General features: G+C 58.1%; 23 protein-coding genes. 4 read left to right on the top strand and 19 right to left on the bottom strand.

The genetic code is table 11. The annotated features are described in order from the left end of the window. Window positions 1–1,072 precede the first annotated feature (1,072 nt). The 6 genes from QZ268_RS13635 to QZ268_RS13610 all read right to left on the bottom strand — a co-directional run bounded on the left by QZ268_RS13635 (window position 1,073) and on the right by QZ268_RS13610 (window position 7,888). Window positions 1,073–1,945: an amidohydrolase family protein gene (locus QZ268_RS13635; protein ID WP_295453616.1), complete on the bottom strand. Its 873-nt coding sequence runs from the start codon at window positions 1,943–1,945 to the stop codon at window positions 1,073–1,075. A 10-nt stretch (window positions 1,946–1,955) separates the two neighbouring features. Beyond that, on the bottom strand, window positions 1,956–3,773 hold the full coding sequence (locus tag QZ268_RS13630; RefSeq protein WP_295453613.1) for a feruloyl-CoA synthase: 1,818 nt from the start codon (window positions 3,771–3,773) through the stop codon (window positions 1,956–1,958). Window positions 3,774–3,776: 3 nt separating this feature from the next. Beyond that, a complete protein-coding gene (locus tag QZ268_RS13625; protein ID WP_295453610.1) occupies window positions 3,777–4,274 on the bottom strand; it encodes a MarR family transcriptional regulator in 498 nt (165 codons plus the stop codon). 4 nt (window positions 4,275–4,278) lie between these two features. Further along, window positions 4,279–5,046, bottom strand: coding sequence for a crotonase/enoyl-CoA hydratase family protein (locus tag QZ268_RS13620; protein WP_295453608.1), 768 nt, complete (start codon window positions 5,044–5,046; stop codon window positions 4,279–4,281). A 10-nt stretch (window positions 5,047–5,056) separates the two neighbouring features. Next, a complete protein-coding gene (locus tag QZ268_RS13615) occupies window positions 5,057–5,821 on the bottom strand; it encodes an SDR family NAD(P)-dependent oxidoreductase (RefSeq protein ID WP_295453606.1) in 765 nt (254 codons plus the stop codon). A 153-nt stretch (window positions 5,822–5,974) separates the two neighbouring features. Continuing rightward, a complete protein-coding gene (locus QZ268_RS13610) occupies window positions 5,975–7,888 on the bottom strand; it encodes an FAD-dependent monooxygenase (protein WP_295453603.1) in 1,914 nt (637 codons plus the stop codon). Between the two features lie 162 nt (window positions 7,889–8,050). Between QZ268_RS13610 and QZ268_RS13605 the strand changes: the two genes are divergently transcribed. Further along, window positions 8,051–8,488 (top strand): MarR family transcriptional regulator, encoded by a 438-nt coding sequence (locus tag QZ268_RS13605; RefSeq protein WP_295453601.1) that lies wholly within the window; start codon window positions 8,051–8,053, stop codon window positions 8,486–8,488. Window positions 8,489–8,566: 78 nt separating this feature from the next. On the opposite strand, the gene nqrF is transcribed toward QZ268_RS13605, so the two are convergent. The 6 genes from nqrF to QZ268_RS13575 are packed head-to-tail and all read right to left on the bottom strand — an operon-like array spanning window position 8,567 to window position 14,404. Continuing rightward, a complete protein-coding gene (nqrF, locus tag QZ268_RS13600) occupies window positions 8,567–9,790 on the bottom strand; it encodes an NADH:ubiquinone reductase (Na(+)-transporting) subunit F (protein ID WP_295453600.1) in 1,224 nt (407 codons plus the stop codon). Between the two features lie 12 nt (window positions 9,791–9,802). Next, window positions 9,803–10,411: an NADH:ubiquinone reductase (Na(+)-transporting) subunit E gene (nqrE, locus tag QZ268_RS13595; RefSeq protein WP_295453597.1), complete on the bottom strand. Its 609-nt coding sequence runs from the start codon at window positions 10,409–10,411 to the stop codon at window positions 9,803–9,805. Then, entirely contained in the window at window positions 10,411–11,064 is a 654-nt protein-coding gene (locus QZ268_RS13590; RefSeq protein WP_295453594.1) for an NADH:ubiquinone reductase (Na(+)-transporting) subunit D, read from the bottom strand. Before QZ268_RS13590 ends, nqrE begins: the two co-directional genes overlap by 1 nt. After that, window positions 11,064–11,870 carry a Na(+)-translocating NADH-quinone reductase subunit C gene (locus QZ268_RS13585; protein ID WP_295453591.1) on the bottom strand — a complete coding sequence of 269 codons (807 nt, stop codon included), beginning with the start codon at window positions 11,868–11,870 and terminating at the stop codon, window positions 11,064–11,066. Before QZ268_RS13585 ends, QZ268_RS13590 begins: the two co-directional genes overlap by 1 nt. Then, complete coding sequence (locus QZ268_RS13580; protein WP_295453587.1) at window positions 11,863–13,062, bottom strand: NADH:ubiquinone reductase (Na(+)-transporting) subunit B; 1,200 nt, start codon at window positions 13,060–13,062, stop codon at window positions 11,863–11,865. Before QZ268_RS13580 ends, QZ268_RS13585 begins: the two co-directional genes overlap by 8 nt. 4 nt (window positions 13,063–13,066) lie before the next feature. Next, window positions 13,067–14,404 carry a Na(+)-translocating NADH-quinone reductase subunit A gene (locus QZ268_RS13575; RefSeq protein ID WP_295453585.1) on the bottom strand — a complete coding sequence of 446 codons (1,338 nt, stop codon included), beginning with the start codon at window positions 14,402–14,404 and terminating at the stop codon, window positions 13,067–13,069. A gap of 210 nt (window positions 14,405–14,614) precedes the next feature. Between QZ268_RS13575 and QZ268_RS13570 the strand changes: the two genes are divergently transcribed. Beyond that, complete coding sequence (locus QZ268_RS13570) at window positions 14,615–15,640, top strand: FAD:protein FMN transferase (RefSeq protein ID WP_295453582.1); 1,026 nt, start codon at window positions 14,615–14,617, stop codon at window positions 15,638–15,640. Window positions 15,641–15,652: 12 nt separating this feature from the next. Next, window positions 15,653–15,913, top strand: coding sequence for a (Na+)-NQR maturation NqrM (gene nqrM / locus QZ268_RS13565; RefSeq protein ID WP_295453579.1), 261 nt, complete (start codon window positions 15,653–15,655; stop codon window positions 15,911–15,913). Between the two features lie 83 nt (window positions 15,914–15,996). Here nqrM and QZ268_RS13560 read toward each other — a convergent pair whose 3' ends face one another. Beyond that, the gene (locus tag QZ268_RS13560; protein ID WP_295453577.1) at window positions 15,997–16,185 is read right to left on the bottom strand and encodes a hypothetical protein; all 189 of its coding nucleotides are present in this window, start codon (window positions 16,183–16,185) and stop codon (window positions 15,997–15,999) included. Window positions 16,186–16,307: 122 nt separating this feature from the next. Here QZ268_RS13560 and QZ268_RS13555 point away from each other — a divergent pair, with 122 nt between their 5' ends. Beyond that, window positions 16,308–16,829, top strand: a complete 522-nt coding sequence (locus QZ268_RS13555) for a CBS domain-containing protein (protein WP_295453574.1) — start codon at window positions 16,308–16,310, stop codon at window positions 16,827–16,829. Between the two features lie 352 nt (window positions 16,830–17,181). On the opposite strand, the gene QZ268_RS13550 is transcribed toward QZ268_RS13555, so the two are convergent. The 6 genes from QZ268_RS13550 to QZ268_RS13525 all read right to left on the bottom strand — a co-directional run bounded on the left by QZ268_RS13550 (window position 17,182) and on the right by QZ268_RS13525 (window position 24,439). Continuing rightward, on the bottom strand, window positions 17,182–17,976 hold the full coding sequence (locus tag QZ268_RS13550) for a helix-turn-helix domain-containing protein (RefSeq protein ID WP_295453572.1): 795 nt from the start codon (window positions 17,974–17,976) through the stop codon (window positions 17,182–17,184). A 67-nt stretch (window positions 17,977–18,043) separates the two neighbouring features. After that, window positions 18,044–19,384, bottom strand: a complete 1,341-nt coding sequence (locus QZ268_RS13545; RefSeq protein ID WP_295453569.1) for a TRAP transporter large permease — start codon at window positions 19,382–19,384, stop codon at window positions 18,044–18,046. 85 nt (window positions 19,385–19,469) lie between these two features. Then, window positions 19,470–19,973 (bottom strand): TRAP transporter small permease, encoded by a 504-nt coding sequence (locus QZ268_RS13540; protein ID WP_295453566.1) that lies wholly within the window; start codon window positions 19,971–19,973, stop codon window positions 19,470–19,472. Window positions 19,974–20,098: 125 nt separating this feature from the next. After that, the gene (locus QZ268_RS13535; protein ID WP_295453564.1) at window positions 20,099–21,163 is read right to left on the bottom strand and encodes a C4-dicarboxylate TRAP transporter substrate-binding protein; all 1,065 of its coding nucleotides are present in this window, start codon (window positions 21,161–21,163) and stop codon (window positions 20,099–20,101) included. 79 nt (window positions 21,164–21,242) lie between these two features. Then, window positions 21,243–22,769 carry a class I adenylate-forming enzyme family protein gene (locus QZ268_RS13530; protein ID WP_295453561.1) on the bottom strand — a complete coding sequence of 509 codons (1,527 nt, stop codon included), beginning with the start codon at window positions 22,767–22,769 and terminating at the stop codon, window positions 21,243–21,245. Between the two features lie 485 nt (window positions 22,770–23,254). Further along, window positions 23,255–24,439 (bottom strand): lytic murein transglycosylase, encoded by a 1,185-nt coding sequence (locus QZ268_RS13525; RefSeq protein WP_295453559.1) that lies wholly within the window; start codon window positions 24,437–24,439, stop codon window positions 23,255–23,257. Between the last annotated feature and the right edge of the window lie 12 nt (window positions 24,440–24,451).

Below are 24,451 nucleotides of genomic sequence, written 5' to 3'. Positions count from 1 at the left end.
ATCGGCATTTTGGCTTCAAGCCACTTTGCAAGCTTGCGACGTTCGTCCAGCTTCAGGTGACAGTAGTGGGTTCCCATTCTTCATCCTCCGTGCAACTCTCTGTTTTAGTAAAGAATTTGCACTTCGTTTGTGAATCCACCAACTTCCATACTATAATCCTATAATCGGTATTATGTTACATTTTGACGCTAAACTGCCAGACTACAGTCCGTTGTGAGTTACGCTATCGACGCTGATGTACGTCTCACTTGGAAACTATCGATGCGGTCGGTTGGTAGATCCCAAATGAGAGTTCCGTGGTTGTTCAACCCGTGATTGCACCCAAGATTAACGGAATCGGTAAAGTCCAAACTAAAAACTGCAACACCATCGCTCAAGTTTTTTGTGGTCAAAGCTGCAGCAGATCTAAAACTCAGGCTCTGAAAGTGCGCCCTATCTTCGTCACGGAATAGTGCATCTCGATGCGTTGGATGCCTGCCACCCGCAAATCTTTTAGGATCAGCATGCGGGTTTCATCAAGCTCCGCTTGAGATGGAGCATCAGAATACATCTGATCGTATGTGCAGCCGGGTGTATATGTCTCTTTGTGTTTCCATTGTTGTTGCGTGAAAGGCTTGCTCTGTGCGACACAAATTCCCCAAGAGTTGGCATCCGCGCGACAGAGGGTACATCTCTTGCCTTCGATATGGTGCTGGTGAGATTGAGCGAAAAATCTGAAGCATAATTTTCGGCGCAACTCGATTTACGGTACCGAGAGGTGGCTGTTTTCACAAGAATTGGAACGCCTTTACAACCACCCACTGAGCTAATGGGATGAACTGCCAAAGCTACCTTGAGCGGGATCGAGACAATCAGAACTATCAAGCGGGGTCACATCCATCACAATGAGCCAAGCGTCAGAGGTGAGATCACCTTCGTGGCCGGCCTGTTCGATGCCGCGTAACCAAATGGGTCACTCAGGCAGACACTCGCCACCAACGAACTAATGCAACAGCCCCAAATTAAGGGGTCACGATCACCGGCAAAGAACGACCAATCCCAGCGTTACGAGCGCCGGGATTGGAACAGTCATTTACATCAATCCCAACAGCCGTGCGCCGTTGTTTTTGATGATGTCTTCGCGCAGCTCGTCCTTGATGTCGATCTGCTCAAAGGCGTTCAGCCAGCGCTCGGGGCTGATCATCGGCCAGTCCGAGCCAAACAACACCTTCTTCTTGAGGATGGAATTGCAGTAGCGCACCAGGATTGGCGGGAAGTATTTTGGCGACCAGCCCGACAGGTCGATATAGACATTTGGCTTATGCTGGGCCACCGACAGCGCCTCTTCTTGCCAGGGGAAGGAGGGGTGCGCCAGAATGATTTTCATATCCGGGAAATCAACCGCGACATCATCCATATACATCGGGTTGGAGTATTTCAGTCGCATGCCATTGCCACCGGGCATACCCGAGCCAACACCGGTCTGGCCGGTGTGAAACAGGGCGATACAGCCGTGCTCGGCCAGCACCTCATAGAACGGGTAGGCCATGCGATCATTGGGGTAGAACCCCTGCATGGTGGGGTGGAATTTAAAGCCCTTGATGCCGTGTTCCTCGATCAGGCGGCGGGCTTCGCGCACCGCCATCTTGCCCTTCCAGGGATCAATCGAGGCAAAGGGGATCAGCACGTCATCGTTCTGCTTGACCAGCTCGATCACCTCATCGTTGGAATACCGGCGATAGCCAGTCTCGCGTTCGGCATCGACGGGAAAAATCACCGCCGCGATGTTTTGCTTGCGGTAATGTGCGGCAGTTTCCGGGATGGTGGGCGGGTGCTGCCATGGCGCGCCAAAATACTTGGCCATGGTGCTTTGCAGCTCGTCATAGCCGTCGTCCGCATGGCAACCACAGGATTCTTCAGCATGGGTATGAAAGTCGATTGCACGGACTTTGGAAATATCTACCATTTTGTTTCCTTTAGAGTTTTGCGATGCCGCTATCCGCGTCATCATAAAGCCGTTTCAGCAGATTGGCGCGTCCCGTCAGCACCTTGCGGAAATTCAGGTTGCCCTTGGCGGTGACTTCACCCTCGGTCAGCGAGGCAGGCTCTGCCAGCACAATCGCCCGCGCCACCCGCGTCGATGAGCCAGACACACGACCTGAACGTTCGTTCAGGCGGTGATGGATCTCGGACAGAAGTTTCGGGCAGATCAGAGCGCCGTCTTCCTCTTCCAGTGTGAAGCCAGCCGCTGCCAGCGCATCCCGGTCTGGGAAGATCATCAAGCCAATTTCATCGCGATCCTGCCCGGTGATCACCAGATCCGCTGCCAGCGGTGCCAGGCAGGCGAGCATTTCGATCCGCAGCCCTGCCGCGCGCACCCAGGTCCCGGTCAACAGCTTGAAGTCTTCGGAAATACGTCCGTCAAACTTCATGCCCTTGTTCACATCGTCAGGATCGACAAAAACCATGGCGTCGCCGGTGATGAAATAGCCTTCATCATCAAAGGCTTCTTTGGTCTTTTGCGGATCTTGATAATAGCCCGGCATGATATTGGGGCCTTTGACCCGCACTTCGCAGCGCATGTCGGCATCCGGGATCAGCTTGGCGGTGACACCGTTCATCGGCACCCCAACAACGCCAGACCGGCCAATGGGTTCTTGCTGCATCATGGTGGCGGGGGCGGTTTCGGTCAGCCCCCAGGAGGATGTCATCAACGGCACTTCGCCTTTGACCTCAATCGCCATCTTCTCAAAGCTTTGCCAAACATCCTGCGGCAGCGAGGCCCCGGCGTAGAACAGCAGATCCAGGTTTTCAAAGAACCGCTGACGCAAAGCCGCGTCCTTTTCCAGCGCGTCGCGCAGCATGGCAAAGCCAACCGGCACGTTGAACACCAGGCTGCCTGTCACCATCGACAGGTTTTCCAGCGTACGGTCAAACAGGCCTTTGACCGGCTTGCCGTCATCGATGTAGAAGCTGCCGCCGTTGGCCAGCATCATGTTGAAGTTATGCGAGCCGCCAAAAACATGGTTCCACGGCAGCCAGTCCACCACCCGAGGGGGACGGTCACGTAAAAACGGCAGCCCGTCTGCCAGTTGGGTCTGGTTGACGCACATCATACGATGGGTCGTCAGCACCCCTTTGGGCGCCGAGGTAGAGCCCGATGTCATCAGGATCTTTGCCACGGTATCCGGGCCGACCTGCCCATTGGCTGCATCCAGGTCAACGCCGGCATCGCCCTGCAACAAGGCATCAAATGTCGTGACCGTTTCAATGCTGCCAGGACGGCTGGCGACGATCTCGACACCTTCCAGGGCGTCCAGTTTCAGGGCCTCGCCATACTGATCCGCATCCACCACATAGGCCATGGTCGGTTGCAGCAGCTCGATCGCCTGACGCAACCGACCATGGGCGCCGTGAATCAGCGAATATTGTTCAGCCACCGGGGCCACCGGCACACCGATATACTGTGCCGCCAGGGCCAACAGCCCGTGATCCACCCCATTGCCGGACATGATCAGGATCGGCGTATCTGCGCCCATCCCCCGTGCCAGCAGCGACTGTGCGATCAGCCGCACCTTTTGCAGCGTGGAGCTATAACTTTCCTCGCGCCAGCCGGCACCGCTGCGCTCTGCCAGGAACACCCGATCCGGTGCCTCCTTGGCCCAGCGGTGCAACCAATCAGAGGTCTTGTCGACAACTGGCCCCAGGCCATGGGTCGAGCGCAACAAAATGGCGCCATCGGCGCGGTCCTCACGGGAAATCGAGTGACTGAGAAATTGCGACGTGCGTTTCATAAGCTAAGCTTTCCCTCTATTGGTCTCGATTGTTTTCAATGCGGCGATAACGATCTGACGCGTATCACCGTCAAGCTGCTGTAAAAGCTGCTCTTCGTGGGCGGTAACCGCAGCCACGGCTTTCTCATAAAGCTGCCGCCCGGTGAGCGTCACCTTCAGGGCATAGGCGCGCCGGTCCGTTGGAACCCGGTCGCGGACGATCAGCTCGCGGCGCTCCAGCTCGTCGATGATCACCACCAGATTGGGGCGTTCCACATCCATGGCATCCGCCAGCTGCGACTGACGCAGACCGGGGTTGTCCACAATCAGAACCAGCGCCGTATAGGTCAACATCCGCAAATCAAAGGGTTTGAGCGTGCGCCCCAGATCGCTCTGAATGATGTTGAACGCCCGCTTCATGTGATAGCCCATGAACTGGCGCAGGGTGGCATCGCTGACATGGGTCACGTCCGATGTGACGACATCGGAGGATCGGCTCGCTTTTCCTTCAAGCTTTTTCATATCCTCACCGAAACTTTGGCGCGCGTTTTTCAAGGAAGGCCTTCAGGCCTTCTTCGGCGTCGGGGGTTGTCTGGGACAGGGCAGCGGCCAGGGATTCCGTGAACAATCCGTCGCTTTGCGACATGTCATTGATCCGCGCAATCGACTGGATCATCAGATAGTTGGACAACGGCGCATTGCGGGCAATCTTACCTGCAAGCTGCTGCGCCAGTGGCAGGGCTTCACCCTCGCCCACGGCATAATGGGTCAGCCCCAAAGCCAGGCCTTCTGCGGCATTGTATTTGCGACCCGTCAGCATCATTTCGGTCATGCGATCCGGCCCTAACAAGCGACCAACACGCGCCGTTGCGCCACCGCCGACAAAAATGCCCCGTCGCCCTTCGGGCAGTTGGAAAATTGTCGAGTCTTCGGCGATACGCACATGGGTCGATGAGGCAAGCTCCAGCCCGCCGCCGATGACTGCGCCAAAGATGGCCGAGACCACGGCAAGCCCGCCGAACTGGATTTTCTCCATCACCGCATGCCAGTGGCGCGAGTGGTACAGGTTTTCTTCGGCGGAGCGGTGAACATGTTCCGACAGATCCAACCCCGAGCAGAAATGGCCTGCGGTGCCGGTCAGGATCACCACCCGCACCTCTTTGGGCGGCGCGGAAAAGAATGCGTCCAGGGCCATCAGCAGCTCTTCGCACATGGCGTTGCGCTTGTCGGGGCGGTTCATGGTCAGCGTTGCGATCGTATCGACGATCTCGATCTTCAGAATTGGGTCGCTCATTGTCGTTTCCTCAGCGTGGCGGCAGGCGCACGGCCCCGTCCAGACGAATTGTGGTCCCGTTCAAAAACGGGTTCGAAATGATCTGCTGGGCCAAAAGGGCAAATTCTTCCGGGGCCCCCAACCGCGCGGGGAAGGGAATATTTGCGGTGATCTTTTCGGCGATTTCCGGCGGCAGCCCCTCCATCATCGGGGTCTGAAACAGCCCCGGTGCGATGGCCATGACGCGAATGCCAGACTGGGCAAATTCTCGCGCGGCAGGCAGACACATGGAGGCAATAGCTCCTTTTGACGCCGCATAGGCAGCCTGCCCCAGTTGACCATCTTCAAAGGCAACAGAGGCGGTATTGATCACCACGCCGCGTTCGCCATCACCCAGCGGCTCCAGCTCGGCCATACGGCGCGCCGCGTGGCTCATCACATTGTAAGTGCCAAACAAATTGACCCGCAGGGTCTTTTCAAACACGTCAAAGGACAGTTTGCCTTCGCGCCCGACAATCCGCGCTGCCATGCCAACGCCGGCACAGCTGATCGCAATCCGGGGCACGCCACCCAGCTGATCTATAGCGCTGTCCATGGCGGCACTTACCGCCGCCTCATCGCTGACATCCGCCTGCACCGCAACGCCGCCAATTTCAGCGGCGACCGCTTGGGCCCGGGTGAGATCATAATCCAGGATCGCCACCTTGGCCCCCTGCCCCGCCAACAGCCGCGCCGTCGCCGCCCCAAGACCGCTACCGCCACCTGTCACTAACGCAATTTGTCCGTCAATCCGCATTTATCGCCTCCCTGCTAACCCCTAAGGGTCAAACGCTCCCTGCACTCAACGTGAGTCTCCATAATGATTATACCTCATAACCATTATAGTCAAACATTGAGAAGAGCCTCAAACTGGGAACTCAACCTGAACAGCCGACGGGACGCGCCCAGCCTAAGTGCTGGGGGAGCGGAACACCCCATCAAAGAAGCTGCTCAGCTGGGCATGTGCATCAAGCGGCAGCACATGGGCGACATACTGATCTGGCCGCACCACAACCATGCAGCCCGCCTCGCGATCAACACCGCGCATCTCGAATATATCCCCGGCGTCTTTGTGATCGACACAAAAGATCTTCTCGTGGTCCTGCAGGCCCAGCTTGCCCGTGCAGGGTTTCAGGATCTCGGGCATCTGCTGGTCCAGTAGCGCATCAAAGCCCTGCTGGAAGATGGCGCGCAGGTCGATCACTGCATCAATGTCCTCCTCCGGGCGGCGGTACTTTTGCGCAGCCGAGTCAGGGTCATTCATCAACCACTCACACAGCCGATACAGATCGGACCCTGCGGCGCTGTCCTGACCGGCAAAGGCATAGATCCGCCAGCGGCCATCGGCCTCCGCCACGTGGCCCAGCTGCATCTGCATGGCATCTGCCACCCGAACCACCGGGCCGGAATGAAAGCGGCGTCCGATCTCAAACCCCGGTGCCAGAGCCTGATGAGTCTCATGCCCTGTCAGCGCTGAGGCATCATATTTCACCGCCAACCCGCCGGTGAACTCCAGGTTCTCGACGAACTGTTTCTGGAATCGCGGCATGTCGCCACTGTCGAGCTCGGACTCTCCGGCCGGCGCTGACATGATCCGCGCCCATTGGTGATCCGTCTCGATCAGCCGCTTTGCCTCGACCCAACGTTCAGCCGAATAGCTGCGCAACAGGCTGGGATCCGAGCGCCCCTGGAAGACCTGCATCAGTTTCCAGCCGAGGTTGAAACTGTCCTGCATCGAGACGTTCATCCCCTGCCCGGCCTTGGGGCTATGGGTGTGGCAGGCATCCCCGGCGGTAAAGACCCGTGGGTTCCGGTCCTGCGCCGCAGGCACATCGTCAAACCGATCCGTCAGCCGGTGGCCAATCTCGTAAATGGACCACCAGACCACCTCTTTCACGTCGATACTGTAGGGTTGCATGATCCTGTTCGCCGCTTCGATCATGTGATCGGCGGTAAAGTTGCGGCTGGAAACACGTTCATCCGGGTTCAGCTTGTCCAGCTCCACATACATGCGAAACAGATAGCCGCCCTCGCGGGGCAGGATCAGGATATTGCCCTCTGTCGCCGAGGCGATCAGGCATTTCTGCCGCACATCCGGAAAGTCGGTATTGGCCAGAATGTCCATCACGCCCCAGGCCTGATGGGCCGCATCGCCGTGCAGCTCGCCCCCAATCGCACTGCGTACCCTGGAGCGCGCCCCATCACAGCCCACCACATAATTGGCCCGGACCGTTTTGGTCTCACCGGCGTTGATACCGGTGTTTTCCAGCGTAACCGTAACCGGATGATCGCTGGTCGATGGGTCAATCTCCAGATCGCGGACCGCCCAGGAATAATCCGGTTCCAGCCGGGTTGGGGCGTTTTTCATCACCTCCAGGAACAATTCATGTACCCGCGCCTGGTTGATCAGGGTATGTGGCATCTCCGAGGAGCCCTCGGGCACATCCTGCACCCGGCCAATACGGCTGATATGCGCCGGGTTCCTGGGGTCCGGTGACCAGAAAGCCGTCTGGTTGACCCAGTAGCTTTCCCGCTTGACCGTTTCGGCAAAGCCAAAGGCCTGAAACATCTCCATGGTGCGGGTATTGACCCCATCGGCCTGTCCCTTTTCGATGGGACCGGGTTTAGGATCTACAATCATGGTTTTGATTTCGGGCGCCTGCGCCAACTGCGCCGCCAGGCACAGCCCCGCCGGACCGCAGCCGGCAATCAGCACATCGACCCGGTCCGGCAGCGCCTCATAGGCCCCGCGCGCGCGCAGATCAGCTGCCGTGGGTTTTACATCCGGATTGCCGCCTCGAAAGCCTTCTTTGTAAAACTGCATTGCCATGCTCCTTCAATGTGAACCCAAGCCGCTGGGGCGGTCGCTGCAATTAGTATCTATGCTTACTATATTGAGTCAAGAATTTAATATGTGTACTTCCTATCATCCGGACCTCAGCTGTATTACACAGGACAGAGCGCTTGAGAGCAGAAGGAACAGGCGATGCGAGTACAGAATATGGCGGGCCACCTGATCCGCAGGCTGAACCAGGTCTCCACCCATATCTTTGCAAAACAGATGCAGGCGACCGGCTACGACCTGACACCGGTTCAGTTTGCAGCCATGGATGCCATTGCCTCCTGCCCCGGCATCGACCAGGCAGGCGTCGCGGCCAAGATCGCCTATGACCGGGCCACCATTGGCGGGGTGATCGACCGGCTGGATCAAAAGGGCTATGTCACCCGCAGCGTCAGCGCGCGCGACCGGCGCGCCCGCGAGGTGCGGCTCACCGAAAAAGGCCAAGCGTTATTTGAAGAGGTTCTGCCGCTGGTGGAACAGATGCAGGGAGAAATGCTGCAAGCGCTGACACCACAAGAGCACGCGGCCTTTCTGGATCTGGCGCGCAAGGCGCTAGGCAAATCAGCCCCTGATTTACCCTAGGGCCCCGGCCTTACCCCCATCGCCAAACAAAAACGGCCCCCGATACGGGAGCCGCTTTTTCGATCTTTTCAGAGCAGCTTAGCCGCCAAAATCATCCAGCATGATGTCTTCACGGTCGACACCGAGGTCGAGCAGCATGTTGATCACCGACTGGTTCATGATCGGCGGACCACACATGTAGAACTCGCAGTCTTCCGGCGCCGGGTGGTTTTTCAGGTACTCTTCAAAGAGCACGTTATGGATAAACCCGGTGTGGCCGGTCCATTCATCCTCGGGCATCGCATCCGACAGGGCCACGTGCCAATCAAAGTTGTCAAACTCCGCTGCCAGGGTGTCGAAGTCCTCAACAAAGAACATCTCTTTCTTGGAGCGTGCACCATACCAGAAGCTGATCTTGCGATCGCGGTTTTCCAGCCGTTTGAGCTGGTCAAAGATATGGCTACGCATGGGCGCCATACCGGCACCACCCCCGATAAAGACCATCTCTTTTTGCGTATCGCGGGCAAAGAATTCGCCAAAGGGACCAGAGATGGTGACCTTGTCGCCGGGCTTGAGGTTGAAGATGTAGCTCGACATCATGCCCGCTGGGATGCCCTCAGATCCGGGGGGCGGCGAGGCAACCCGGACGTTGAGCATGATCATGCCCTTTTCATCCGGGTAGTTGGCCATGGAATAGGCGCGCTCAACCGGTTCAGACACAACCGATTCATACTGCCAGAGGTTAAAGCGATCCCAATCGGCGCGGTAGTCTTCTTCGATGTCAAAGTCGGTGTACTTCAGCGCATGGGCCGGGGCTTCGATCTGGATGTAGCCCCCCGCGCGGAAATTCACATCCTCGCCTTCGGGCAGATCCAGAATAAGCGCCTTGATGAAGGTGGCGACATTTTCATTGGAACGCACGGTGCATTCCCATTTTTTGACGCCAAAGACCTCTTCGGGCACTTCCACTTCCATGTCCTGCTTGACCGCAACCTGACAGGACAGACGGTCACCACAACCGGCCTCACGCTTGGTGATATGGCCTTCTTCGGTTGGCAGGATCGACCCGCCACCGGAATGCACCCGCACCCGACACTGGGCACAGGTGCCCCCGCCGCCACAGGCCGAAGGCACAAACAGTTTTTCCGCCGCCAGGGTTTGCAACAGCTTACCGCCGGCAGGGACTGAGATGGTTTTCTCGCCGTTGATGGTGATGTTCACATTGCCGGTGGAAACCAGCTTGGAACGGGCCGCGATGATGATGCTGACCAGCGCCAGAACGATCAGGGTAAAAAGGACAATGCCAAGTCCAAAAGTAGCCATTGTGCCAGCCCCTTACAGTTTCACGCCACTGAAGGACATGAAGGCCATAGCCATCAGTCCCGCAGTGATGAAGGTAATGCCAAGACCCTGCAAACCATCAGGAATGTCAGAATATTTCAGCTTTTCGCGCACACCGGCCATGGCGGTGATCGCCAGTGCCCAGCCAAACCCGGAGGAGATGCCATAGGTCGCCGCCTCGGCAAAGCCGTAGTCGCGTTCCACCATGAAGAGCGAACCACCCAGGATGGCGCAGTTCACGGTGATCAGCGGCAGGAAGATCCCCAGCGCGTTGTAGAGCGGCGGGAAGTATTTATCCAAAACCATCTCTAGGATCTGCACCAGCGCTGCGATGACGCCGATATAGGAGATCAGCCCCAGAAAGGTCAGATCCACATCGGGAAATCCGGCCCAGCCCAGGGCGCCGGGCGCCAGCAGGTAGGTCAGGATCAGGTTGTTGGCCGGCACGGTAATGGCCTGCACGATCATCACCGAAATCCCCAGACCAATGGCGGTGGAGATTTTCTTGGAAACGGCGATGAAGGTACACATGCCGAGAAAGAAAGAGAGGGCCAGGTTCTCAACAAAGATCGCCTTGACCGCGAGAGAGAGGAGCGCTTCCATCAGTGGGCCTCTACGACTTGAATTTTATGTTCACGCTCTTCCACCTGTTCCGGCTTCCAGGTGCGGAAGGCCCAGATCAAAAGACCGATGATGAAAAAGGCCGAAGGTGGCAGCAACAGCATCCCGTTTGGCACATACCAGCCGCCGTTGTTCACGGTTTCCAGAATGGTGACCCCAAACAGCGAGCCCGCGCCAAACAGCTCGCGGAAAAAACCAACCAGCATCAGGATCAGACCATAGCCCAAACCGTTGCCGATGCCGTCGATAAAGGAGGCCACCGGCGGGTTCTTCATGGCAAAGGCTTCGGCGCGGCCCATGACGATACAGTTGGTGATGATCAGACCCACAAAAACCGACAGGGTTTTGGAGATCTCAAAGGCATAGGCCTTGAGCACCTGATCTACCAGGATCACCAAGGACGCGATAATCACCATCTGCACGATAATGCGGATCGAGCTGGGGATCTGGTTGCGCAGCACCGAAATGAACATGGACGAAAACGCCGTCACCAGCGTCACCGCGAGGGTCATCACCAGCGCCACCTTGAGCGAGGAGGTCACCGCCAGGGCGGAACAGATGCCAAGCACCTGCAGGGTGATCGGGTTATTGTCGACCAATGGGTCGAGCAGCATTTCCCTACGTGTCTGGGACATCAGATATCTCCTGCTTTGAGATTGGCAAGGAACGGCGCATACCCGGTTTCGCCCATCCAGAAACGCACCAGATTGTCGACACCAGCCGAGGTCAGCGTTGCACCGGACAGGGCGTCCACGTGGAACTCTTTGCCAGCGGCGGGCGCGGTTTTGGCCACGGTGATTTGCAGCTCACCCGACTCATCCGTCAGCTGTTTGCCCTTCCACAGGGCCTTCCAGCGGGGGTTGTCCACCTCGGCGCCCAGACCGGGGGTTTCGGCGTGGCTGTAGAACTGAAGGCCAAAGATGTCATTGCCGTTTTCTTCCACCGCGATAAAGCCATAGAGCGTCGACCACAGACCATAGCCATGCAGCGGCAGGATCACCTTATCGATCTCGCCCGCGTCATCCTTCAGCAGGTAGACGGTCATGTATTTGGACTGCCGCCCGATCGAGGCCGGATCATCCTCCAACGCAATCGAGGTCGCCGGATCATCCGCCGCGGCGCGGTCATCAAAAGTCGCCACATCAAAGTCTTCGGTAAACCGGCCAGTGGCCAGCTCCAGAACATGCGGTTCAAAGGAGGCGCCAAAGGCCTCTGTCACATTCACGCCAGGCTGATACAGGCCCGCGACCTGCAGAATATTGATCTGCTTGTCTTTCAGCTTGTTGGCTTCCTGCGTCGGCCGCAGAGCCACCGCCGCCGCCGAAACGATCATCGAGGCACAGAGGCAGAGCGCCACAGCGACAAACAGGGTTTTGCCGGTTGAATCAGGCGAGGCCTCAAGGAAGCGCTGGATCGCGCCTTTTTTGGTTTGCTCAGACATGACGCTTCGCTCTCCGTTTGATATTGGCCTGCACGACAAAGTAGTCGATCAGCGGCGCAAAGACGTTGCCGAACAGGATGGCCAGCATCATGCCTTCGGGGAAGGCCGGGTTGATCACCCGGATCATCACCACCATGAAGCCAATCAGCGCGCCATAGATATAGCGACCCATATTGGTGTGGCTGGCCGAAACCGGCTCGGTGACCATAAAGACCATGCCAAAGGCAAAACCACCGGTGACCAGATGCCAGTACCAGGGCATTGCAAACATCGGATTGCTGTCAGACCCAATCGCATTCAGCAGCAGCGAGAAACCCACCATGCCCGCCATGCAACCAATGATCAGACGCCAGTTAGCGATCTTGGTCACCAAGAGGAAGGCCAGACCGATCAGGCAAGCCAGGGTTGAGGTTTCCCCAAAGGAGCCCTGAATAGTGCCGATAAAGGCATCCATCCACTCAACCCCGTTGGCCGCCAGCTGGTCAAACCCGGAAGAGGCAGACACCGACAGCGCAGTGGCGCCGGAAAATCCGTCAACAGGCGTCCAGATGCTGTCACCGGACATATAGGCCGGATAAGCAAAATACAGAAAGGCCCGCCCGGTCAGTGCCGGGTTGAGGAAGTTCTTACCCGTGCCGCCAAAGACCTCTTTGCCAATGACAACGCCAAAGGAAATGCCCAAGGCTACCTGCCACAGCGGAATGCTGGCCGGCACAATCAGAGCATAAAGCATCGAGGTCACCAGGAAGCCTTCGTTGACCTCATGGCCGCGCACGGTGGCAAAGATCACTTCCCAGATGCCGCCAACCACCAGTGTGGTGATATAGATCGGCAGGAAATACAGCAGACCATGCGCCATATTGACCAGCGGATTGCTGGGGTCAAAGCCAATGCCAAGGAATTCCAGCACGGCGACGCGCCAGCCCGTGGCCTCGTAGGCGCCAAGCGCGGTGTTGACCTGCAGGCCGGTGTTATAAAGGCCAAACAGAATGCAGGGGATCGTTGCGATGACCACATAGGTCATGATCCGCTTCATATCGATATACGACCGCGCATGAGGCGCTGCGGTGGTGACCGTCTTTGGTGTGTAGAGGAAGCTTTCCACCATCTCATAGATGGGGAACAGTTTCTCCCACTTGCCGCCCTTGGTAAAGTTCGGCTCGATGCGGTCAAAAAAGTTACGGAGACCCAAGAGACTATCCCTCCTTTTCGATCTTCGTCAGACTGTCGCGCAGCGCCAGTCCGTATTCGTATTTTGCCGGGCAGGCAAAGCCGACCAGCCCGAGATCTTCTTCGTCCAGTTCCAGCGCTCCCAGCGCCTGGGCCTGGTCTGTATCCATTACCAAAAGCGCACGCAAAAGCTGCGTTGGCAGATAGTCCTGCGGCATCAGCTGCTCAAAGGTGCCGGTGGGCACCATGGCGCGACGTCCGCCATTGAGGTTCGATGTCAGCGCATAGAGCTTGTTCGAGAACAGCGATCCCAGCACTGGCTGCACCGCATATTTGCTCGCCATCGGGCGAATCCAGCCCATGGGGATCTGTTTGTGATCTTCTTCGATCACGGTGATCTGACGCGCGTAGCGGCCCAGATAGCCATCGGCCCCCTGGCCCGCACGACCCGACAGGATCGACCCGGAAATCACCCGTGGCGCCACCGAGTTGTCCAGCTCACCGGCCAGCAGATCCGCCATCGAGGCACCAACAGTGGTCCGCACCAGACGTGGCTTGCTCACCAGCGGTCCCGACAGGGCAACAATGCGTTCGGCACTCACCACAGCTGTGTTCAGCAAACGGCCAATGGCAATCACATCCTGATAGCCAATGCTCCAGACGGTTTTGGTGGAGGTGGGGGGCTCGATGAAATGCATATGGGTGCCAGCCAGACCCGCAGGATGCGGTCCGTCAAAGCCAACAACCTCAACCCCATCGGCGCTGGGGATAGACGCATCGCCAGATTGGCAAAGATAGGTGTTGCCTTCGCTCAGCATGGCAATGGCCTTGAGCCCCGCCGCAAAGTCATCCGCCGCCTGATTGATGATGACGCTGGCATCCGCCGCCAGGGGTTCTGATTCCATCGCCGTCACATAAATCGCCGCCGGGCGGCTATCGGATGCGGGCACCTTGGAATAGGGCCGGGTGCGGAACGAAGTCCACAGACCCGCCGCACACAGACGTTCTGCCAGGCCTTCAGCGGTGGAGACATCTCCCACCGATGAGAAATCGACGGGCTCTGCCGCAGTGGCGTCCACTTCGATCTCGACGCTGACCAGCACCCGGCGGGCGCCACGGTTCACCGCTTTGACCCGACCCGACACAGGTGAGACCACCTGCACATCAGGCGTATCCTTATGGGCAAAGACCGGGGCGCCGGCGGCGATCACATCGCCTTCCTGCACCGCGAGACGGGGTTTCAAACCTAGGTAGTCGCTGCCCAGCAAGGCAACGGTCCTGACTGCGGGACCATCGTGAATTTCCTGCGCGGGGGCGCCCGCTACCGGAAGTTCGAGTCCTTTTCGTAGCTTGTAATGCCGCAACTCTATCTCTTCTTCTTGTGCTGTCGGTCAGAACCAACATCTCTGGGCCGTTTGTTCGGATTCGACCTGCAAATAGTCTGATCTGGACCAAGTTCCCACCGGGAAAAATGAAAAAGCGCGTTTCCGTACCATTTCAGACCATATCCAACCTTGATTGACAGGGCCGCGAATAGCGTACAATAGAAGGGCGTTTCAAGGGTAGGTGGATAAATGGCACGTCTCTTTCTTGTCGCTATGATGTTTTTTGTAGCAGCCTGCAAATCAGATCCCGTCACGCTGACCTTCAGCGGCGAGACCATGGGCACAACCTACACCATCGTGGCAATCGACAAAACGGCGGATCTGTCGTCGGATGCGCTGCAAACCAGCATCACCGCGGCACTGACCAAAGTGAACAGCCAGATGTCGAACTGGGATCCAAACTCCGAAATTTCCCAGTTCAACGCAGCGCCCTCCACCGATCCAATTGCGATCTCGCCCGAACTGGCCAACGTTGTGGCGGCGGCAAATGCGATCCACCAGAAAAGCGAGGGCTTGTTTGATGTAACCCTTGGCCCCCTGATCGAAATCTGGGGCTTTGGTGCCCGCACCCCTGACAGCCCGGTGCCCACGGATGAAGCCATAGCCGCAGCCATGCAACAGGTCGGGCAGGCCAAAATCCTGTCGCTGTCGCAGGATCCCCTGACCCTGCGCAAAAGCCTGCCGCAGACCTCGGTCTATCTGGCCGCCATTGCCAAGGGCTATGGTGTTGATCAGGTTGCTGCCGTTTTGGCCGAGGCTGGTATCACCGACTACATGGTGGAAATTGGCGGCGATCTGGTCACCGCCGGGCTGAACCCCAATGGCGAAGCCTGGCGCATTGGCATCGAACGCCCCGATGCCGCCAGCCAGACCATTGAGGAAATTGTCGATGTCTCGGGGCTTGGCATGGCCACATCGGGGGATTACCGCAACTATTTTGAACAGGATGGCATCCGCTATTCCCACATCATTGACGGTGTCACCGGCCGCCCCATCACCCATGGCACCGCCTCGGTGACGGTGCTGGCAGAAAACGCCATGATGGCCGATGGCTGGGCCACCGCGCTGCTGGCACTGGGTCAGGACCGCGGGCTCAAGATCGCCGAAACCGAAGGCCTCGCGGTTTTGTTCATTGCACGCCGAGCCGATTCCGGTGAGACAGGGTTCGCAACCACCACCAGCTCGCAGTTTTCCAAGCTGCAAGCCAAGCAATAAGGGCAGATCTTGATGGCCACATTCCTTTTTACCTTTGGGCTTTTGGCACTGATCATGCTGGGCATGTCACTGGGCGTTCTGCTGATGGGCAAAACCATCAAGGGCAGCTGCGGTGGCCTAAACGCCATTTCCGGCGCTGACAAATGTGTGGTCTGCAGCAAGGACATCGACCCCAACAGCCCGCTGCGCGACAAGCTGCAGTGTAAACGCGCCCGCAAAATGGTCGAACAGATGGAAGCCGAGATGCGCGCAGATGGTCAGACCGGCAGCTGAGCCTTCAAACAGACAGCAGATCTAAGACAGTCTGGACGCGGGCGGCCCAATCGGTCGCCCTTTTGTTGTGCCTGATGCGCCGCTTAGCCCGGCGCCATCGGGACAAAACCCAGTGTCAGCAGCGCCGCCGCCGCAATCAGGCCAAACAGCCACAGCTGCCAGCGCGGCCCCTCAGCCTTCCAGACCCGGCGATAGCGGTTGCCCGCGAGCACCGCCAGAAAAATCAAAATCGTGGCGCTCAGCGGCGTCAGTGTGATCTGCGAGGCAAGCAAGGTATTCCCCCAAAGGCAATTTGTCGTCTAAGCTGCCCTAAGGCATATCGTCTGTCGATCTGCATGACACAGCACAGGACCAATAGACAACCAGGCGCAGCAACAACAGGGAGCATTTCAACATGCCAAGTTCGTATCAGTCCCCCAGTCGCGGGGATCAGGCCAAAAAGACAAGCCACAGCCAGTCCGTTGAAAGCAATATCTCGCATGAGACAGCAACAGTCGAACAGCTGATCAGCAAAAAGGGCGGCACTACCTATACGATCTCGTCCTCCGATACGCTCAGCACCGCTGTCTCGGTGTTGCGCGACCGACGCATTGGCGCCCTGCTGGTCACTGGAACAGATGGCCAGCTGGAAGGCATCCTGTCAGAGCGCGACATCGTGCGTAAACTGGCGGAAACACCGGGGCAAACCCTGCCACAGACCGTGGGTGAGAACATGACCGCCAAGGTGGAAACCTGCACCCCTTCTGATGTTCTGGTCACTGTCCTGCGCCGCATGAACGAGGGTCGTTTCCGCCACATGCCCGTGGTTGAGGATGGCAAGCTATGTGGCATGCTGACCATTGGCGATGTGGTGAACTACCGCCTGAATGAGTTGGAATATGAAGCGTTGCAACTCAAGCAGATGATTGTCGGCTAAAACGCCCTGGCCTTTTGTCCCACGGGGCCGAAGGCCAGCCACCTGTGCCCCGCCCGGTGCTCTGATCTGACACGCGATCTTTGGATGCCTAGGCTCTGGGCCCATTAATCTTACGTGCTCAGTTTGACAGATTTTTTCGCTGGTTAGGAGCATCTGCGCAGGAATAGTGGTACTATTTCAATCAGATGTGACGCGTCCAGCGGGAAAATCCGTCAAACCCGAAGGGCGGCTATTTCACTTCATGTCAATGTCTCGGATCGCTTGCAAATAGAACCACTATTGGCTGCGCACCCCAAGCCCCTGAAATCTCGTGAAATAGCCGCTGAGCATGTAAGATAAATGGGCCCAGAGCCTAGTCTTCGGACAGGATCGGAAAGCGCCGCCCGGTGATATGCAGCAACTCCTGCACCGCTGTCACCAGCGCCGGGCCCAGGCTTTCGGTGATCAGGTTATCTGTCAGGTCGGTTTTTTTGGCGCCGCTGAGAAACACCACAGGCTCGCCAAACTCTGACGGACGATAGGGGGTGGCAATGGCGTTGATCGAAGTGTTGAACCGCTGCTCACCGCGCACAAAAGCATAGCCGTCACTCAGCAGGCTCGACTGCGCCTCTGCGCCAAAATCCTGATAAAGGGCCTGATCCTCGGGTGACATGGCGCCTGTCTGTTTTTCCATTTCGCTGCGCCCTAATGCGCCCAGAAAGGCCGCCCCCGAAGAGGATCGCAGCATCGGCATGCGATACCCTACATTGAGCCAGGTGGTGGTTGAATTGCGCGGGCGCCAGGTTTTGACGATCAGCATCTTGCCATCATCCTGGATCGCCACCCCAATCAGCGTCTTGGTGGCATCGGCCAGCTTTTGCATGATCGGGCTCGCCGTTTCGACAAACCCAAAGGACGCCCCGGCGATATTTCCAAGCGCCAGGGCCGCAGGCCCCAGCCGGTATTTGTCATGGTGACGGCCATGGGTCAGATACCCCAGCGCACAGAGGGTAAAGGTCAGCCGCGATACAGTTGACCGCGGCAGACCGGTGCGCTCTGAAATCTCCAGATTGCCAAGACCATCGTCATTGGGTCCAAAGGCCCGCAAAACATTGAGCCCGCGCGCCAGGGTATTGGCAAATCGCTTGTCGTCTTTCAGATCTGGCATCGCCTATCGTCCTAGCGGTGGTTAGGAATTCCAACGTATAGAATTTCTTGCAAATGAAAAAGCCTGTTCACCTTGCCGTCATAGACAAGAGCAAAGAAATCGACGGAAAGCCCACAATCAGCGCCAAAACCACCACATCCACGCACAAGAACCGCCAGATGCCTGCAAATACCGTGCCAATTGGCGCCGCTTTGCCAACCACATTGGATAGCACAAAGACATTCAGCCCCACCGGCGGTGTAATCAGGCCAATCTCCAGCAGCTTCACCACCACGACGCCAAACCAGATCAGGTTCATGCCGTAGGATTCCACCAGTGGCACCACCAGCGGCAGGGTCAGCACCATGATCCCGATGGGATCAAGAAACATGCCCAGCATCAGGTACACGCAACAGATGCAGATCAGCAGCACCATCGGCGAAAGCTGTGCATCCGCCACCGTCTGCACCAGCGCCGGTGCCATCCCAGTCAGGGCAATCGCCGCCACAAAGATCTTGGCCCCGGCCGCCACAATGAAGATGGCTGAGGTCTGCACGCAGGTCTCGCGCACCGCTTCCCACAGGCCCTGCAGGGTCAGGCGTTTTTGCGCAAAGCCAATCATGGTGGTAATGACAACACTGACCGCCGCCGCCGCTGTGGCAGTGAAAAAGCCGCCATAAATGCCAACCACGATGATTGCAAAGATCAGCCCCGCAGGCCAGGCTTCGCGCGCGGCTGCCATTTTCTCGCTCCAGCTGGCGGCGGCGCCCTGTTCGGGGACCAGTTTGGGATTGACCCGGATCCAGACCCAGATCACCAGCACAAACCCCGCCAGCGTCAACAGACCCGGCAAAACCCCAGCCAGGAACAGCTTGCTCACCGAAGTCTCGGTAAAGATGGCGTAGATAATGAACAGGATACTGGGGGGAATGAGCGACCCCAGGGTCCCGCCCGCCGCCACGCTGGCCGTGGCCAGACGGGGATCATAGCCCAGTCGCAACATTTCAGGCGTGCAGATCTTGCCCATGGTGGAGGCACAGGCAAGGCTCGAGCCGGTGATGGCGGAAAACCCGCCACAGCCCATGACCGAGGCCACCGCCAACCCACCGCGCTGGCGCACCAGCCAGACCTTGGCCGAGTTATAGACAGCGGTGGTGATACCAGCGCGATAGGCAATATTACCAAGCGCCACAAACAACGGGATCATCGACAGATCAAAGCTATGCACCAGATCAAAGGAGTTTGAAAACACCAGCGACGAGGTGGCCCGAATGGCCCGCTCAGGCATGAAGGTGCCGGTTCTGAAGGCAAAGATGGTAAAGGCGGCCAATGTGGCAACCCCAATCAATGCAAAGGCAATCGGCACCCGCATCGCCAACAATACCAGCATCAGGCCAAAGGCCAGTAATCCAATCGTTGCCGGATCCATAAAGTCTATTCCCGAAATTGAAGTGTTCTACGCGGCGCGTCGACCGTCAGCTGCCGACACGCAAAGGGGACAGTTCGCACCCTGCTCAGTGGCCTGTGGGCTCAAAGTGGAGAGTTTCACCGCGCCAGATGGTCCGGATATCCCCCACAGCCATGACCAGCAAACGCAGCCAGCACAGCGAGATGCCAATGACAAAGGCCAACCGTCCAGGCCATTGCGGCAGGTTGAGATCACCGTAGAAGGCGCTGCCGGTATTGACCTGATGCATCAGCTCTTTGACGCCCGAATAGATCAGCGGAGACAGGGCAAAAACACCAAACAGGGTGCCAAAGATCACAAAATACTCCACCAGTTTGGGCGGCAGCATATTGGTCAGAAACTCAACCGAGATATGAGCCCGCTGGGTGGTGGCAGCTGCCAGAGGCATGATGATTGCCAGCACCATCAGCTCGCGCACGATGATCACCGCATCCGGCACCGAGGCGTTGAACAGGTTCAGCGCAATCACATCGGCAAAGATCATCAAGGCCAATAGAATGATCGCCGCCGTTGCCACGTCGATAAAGAGTTTTTCGATCCGGTCCAGCATGTCGCGCCTCCCTGCTCGCTTTGAAATTTTGAAACAGCCGGTCTGACACACCGGGGCAGGTTCTTCCCTGCCCCGGTGTGTCAGGTTGGTGTTTCAGGTCAGTGCCTCAGCACCAGTAGCGCGGCTTAGTTGCGCTCCCAAGGATAGCCTTTGGCCTCAAACTCGGCGGTGTATTCCGCCACCGCCTGGGTATAGACCTCGATCATTTTCTCTGGATCCAGACCAACGCTGACGGCATTTTCTTTCCAGTCATCCAGGAAAGGTTCGGTGGCGGTGTTCAGCGCCGCGCGCTCCTCAGCCGAGACTTCCAGCACCTTGACCGGACGGTCATAGGCATCAGCCCGCATCGCATCCAATGCCTTGCTGTTGGCACCAATGACGATCTGCGCAAACTTATCCGCCAGTTCGGTGCCCGCCTGGGTCAGGACCGCCTTTTGCGCGTCGCTCAGCGCGTCATAGCTTTGCTTGTTCATGAACATGCCATAGCCACCGATCTGGCCCCAGTTCAGCACGGTGTAGCTGTCGATGACCTCGTGCCATTTCAGCGCCGGGACAATATAGGAATAGCCCTGGGTACAGTCGATCAGCCCGGTATCAAGCCCTTGATAGGCCTCATAAACGCTGAGGTTAACCATAGTGGCGCCCAGCTCTCCAAAGACTTTGCCGTAGACACCAGCGCCCCGCACCTTGAGGCCAGCGATATCCTGGATCGAGTTGATCTCGGCGCCTTTGCAGGCGACGTTCACATCAGACGCAGTAAAGGTGCCGATATAGACCAGGTTCTGACGCGCCAGATTTTCGGTGATCTGGGGCATGCTGCGCATCAAATGGTCGGTGGCGCGTAGACCAACCCAAGGGTTGGGGCCGCCCAGAGGCAGATCCGCCAAGGAATAGGCCGCCATTTCTTTCTGGAAATAGGCCGAGATCACCGAACCGGCATCCGCAACACCATTACCAATCGACTGCACCGACGCCGAGGCTTTGAACAGGGCGCCGCCCCATTGCACATCCAGTTTCAGATCGCCCTCAGAGAGTTCACCAATACGGCCATCAAACCATTTCAACGCCGCCGGAACCGTGCCGCGTGCCGGGCCGCTGTGGCCGTAAAAGATCGTGGTCTGCGCCGCTGCAACGGTGCCAAAAGACAGCGCAACCGCTGCCGCTGCCAATGTGGTGTTTACAAAACTCATAGTCAGAATCTCCTCCCCGAGATTAGGTTTCCCGGCTGCCTATCATACAGAACAACATTCCGTATAGTAGAATTTTTACTTAAACAGCGGTCTCGCGCATCAATTCATCCGCAAAGGTACTAATCAGCTTGCCCTTGAGGATCTTGCCCGTCGGAGCCGCAGGCAAATCCGGTGCCAGAATGATCCGGGTTGGCCGCTTGTAGGGCGCCAATCTGTCCTTCACAAAGTCCGACAGATCCGCCTCATTCAAGCTGCAGGCCGTAGCGACTTTGACAAAGGCCAGCACCTCTTCGTTGCCAGAGACCTGTCTGCCGACCACCCCGGCCATGATGACCTCGGGATGATCCGTCAACGCGCCTTCGATTTCGGCGGGATAGACGTTGAACCCGGATCGAATGATCAGCTCTTTTGACCGGCCCGCAATATGCAGGCGCCCCTCCTCATCAAACCTCCCCAAATCGCCCGTGCGGAAAAAGCCGTCTGCAGTCAGCACCTTGGCGCTTTGCTCGGGGTCGCGGAAATAGCCCTTCATGATCTGCGGACCACCAACCAGGATCTCGCCGATCCCCTCGGCGGGCGCAGCGCCTTCGGCATCAAAATCGAGCCGGAATGTACTGTCGAGCATGGGATGGCCGACGCTTACATCCGGGTCCCCAAAGGGGCTGGTGGTGGCACAGACCCCGGCGGAGCTTTCGGTCAGCCCGTAGCCGTTTTGCAGTGGAATGCCATAAAAAGCCTCGGCCTCCCGCTTCCAGGTCGGGTCCAGCGGCGCCCCGCCAGAGGAGACAAAACGCAGCAAACCCGCCTTATAGCGCGGCTCGTTTTGCGCCATTGCGTAGTGAAACAGATGCGCATGCATCTGCGGCACCGCCGGCAGCAGGGTCACATCCGTTTGCAGCGCCTTATAGAGCCGCTCAACCGAGAACCGGGCCTCCAACCGCAGCGCCCCCTGCGCCGTACAAACCGATAGCAGGGTAACCAAGCCAAAGATATGCGACAGCGGCAGCGCCAAATAGGTCATATCACCATCCTCGATGCCGCGCACCTTGGCCGAGGCCGCCGCCGCACAGAGCAGGTTGAAGTGGGTGAGCATCGCCGCCTTTGGCACGCCTGTGGTCCCAGAGGTATAGAGCAACAGCGCCACCTGTTCGGAGCCATCCTCGAAACTAGGCTCCGACTGGCTACAGCGCCGCTGGAAAATCGCTACGGTGCCAAAGCTGCCCATGGCGGTCTTGGCGGAAAAAGCCTTGCCATGGATCACCGCAGATTCGGACGCGTCCTTGCAGAACACAACAACACTTGGATCACTATGGGTGATCATCCGGTCCAGTTCAGCATGAGTGAGCCGCGCATTCAGCGGTACAGCCGTCGCATCCAGCTGACTGGTGGCAAAAAGAAAGGCGCAAACCGCCAGGCAATTCTCAAACACCATGACCACGCGATCACCGGGTTTTACGCCATGCTCCAGGAGCACCTCCTTGGCCTCGGCAGTGGCCTCAACCAGATCGGACCAGGTGTACTTGCCATCCGCGTAGTCGATCATCGCCAGAGCGTCGGGTTTTGCAGCGGCTGCCGCCTGTAGCGTCTCGTGAATTCGGGTCTGCACGCAGGTCCCCTCCCTATGAATCCTCCTGGAACTGAGCCCCCCTGCCCCCTGGACACCCAAGGACGACTCGCAGCGGCCTGGAGGGTGCGGGGTCGCACAGTGATGTTGGGTATAAACCTGTGCCACTGCAATTTCAATATGTGGAATTCAAATCACCATAGTGAAACTGTGCCGCAATCCCTAAGCTCTTGACCGCCATGGCTTAAAAAGCGGTGCGACACCTTGCCCTAACGTAAGGTGAGCCGCAAAGCTCCCCTGCAACCCAGATGCACATCAGGGAGCCAGAGCAAGAATCGCCGGGAATCGTACTGTTTGGCCCCCTGAACCTTTGCTCTGCGCGCGGCAGCACAGTTGCGCGACGTCCACCGGCCTGACCACGGGCCTGACCACGGGACATGCATCAGGCGCCGCAAACCGGCGCCCTGGATGCTGGCAAACAGACCAAGTATCAGCCCCTGTCCCACGACATCCGGTCTAGAAAGGCGTTATTTCAGCCCGCGCAGCAATTCCTGTGACGGGGTGCCGGTGGCGGGCAGGCCAATGCTGGACTGATAAGCGCTGATCGCGGCCTGGCTTTTGGGGCCCAAAATTCCGTCTGCCCCATCGGTGTCAAAGCCCTTGGCAGTCAGACGTTTTTGCAACGCAACCCGGTCATCCTTGGTCAGCCCATTGGCATCCGGTGGGAATGTACCGCGCAAAGGCGCCCCCCCGGCGATGCGGTCTGCCAGATGGCCGACGCCAATGGCATAGGCATCCGAGTTATTGTAGCGTTTGATCGCCTTGAAATTGCCCGTCACCGCAAAGCTTGGCCCGCCCGGCTGTGGCTGCAAGGCGCCAGCAGCTGCCGCGCCGGTGACTTCACGCCCCCAACGCGTGCCGCGTGTCCAGCCATTGCGTTGCAGATAGGCCGCGGTCGACGCCAGCGCATCTGTTGGGTCCTCAGACCAGATGTCACGCCGCCCGTCCCCGGTGAAATCCACCGCAAAGGCCTGGTACGACGTGGGAATGAACTGGGTATGACCCATGGCCCCGGCCCAGCTACCGGTCATCCTGTTGGCAGTGATATCGCCGTTTTGCAGGATTTTCAGCGCCGCGATCAGCTGCTTTTCAAAAAATGCACCACGGCGTCCGTCATAGGCCAGTGTCGAGGTGGCCGAAACCACCGGCACATCACCGCGCCGTTCACCGTAAAAGCTCTCAAGCCCCCAGATCGCCGCAATGATGGATGCGTCAACGCCGTATTTGGCCTCCAACGCCAGCAGGGTTTTGCGATGCCGCTGATAGGCGGCGCGGCCCTTGCTGACCCGCTCGTCTGAGACGGCGATCGATAGGTAATCCTCGAGGGTGCGTTTGAATTCGGTCTGGTTGCGATCGCGTTTCACCACCCCTGGCAGATAGCCGGCATTGCGAAACCCGGCTCGCAGGGTTGCCTCGGATATGCCCTGGGCCTGGGCGCGGCTGTAAAACCCATCCACCCAGGCGTCATAGCCGACATTGGGAGTAGGCCGCAGGTCGGCGGGCAATCCAGGTTTTGCCAGCGGCGTGCTGCCCTGCACGCCACGCTGATCCGCCGAGGTAACATTGCCGCAGGCCACCAGCCCAAAGGCGGCACAGCCAAAGCCAAAACTCCGTCGGGAAATTTGGGTGGTTGTCGTCTTGGAAAAACTCATCATCACTGCTCG

It is taken from the genome of uncultured Pseudophaeobacter sp., assembly GCA_905479575.1.
In the GTDB taxonomy this organism is placed as follows: Bacteria; Pseudomonadota; Alphaproteobacteria; order Rhodobacterales; family Rhodobacteraceae; genus Pseudophaeobacter.
Note: the sequence above shows the minus strand (reverse complement) of the source record. Positions and strands in the feature narration are given on the sequence as shown.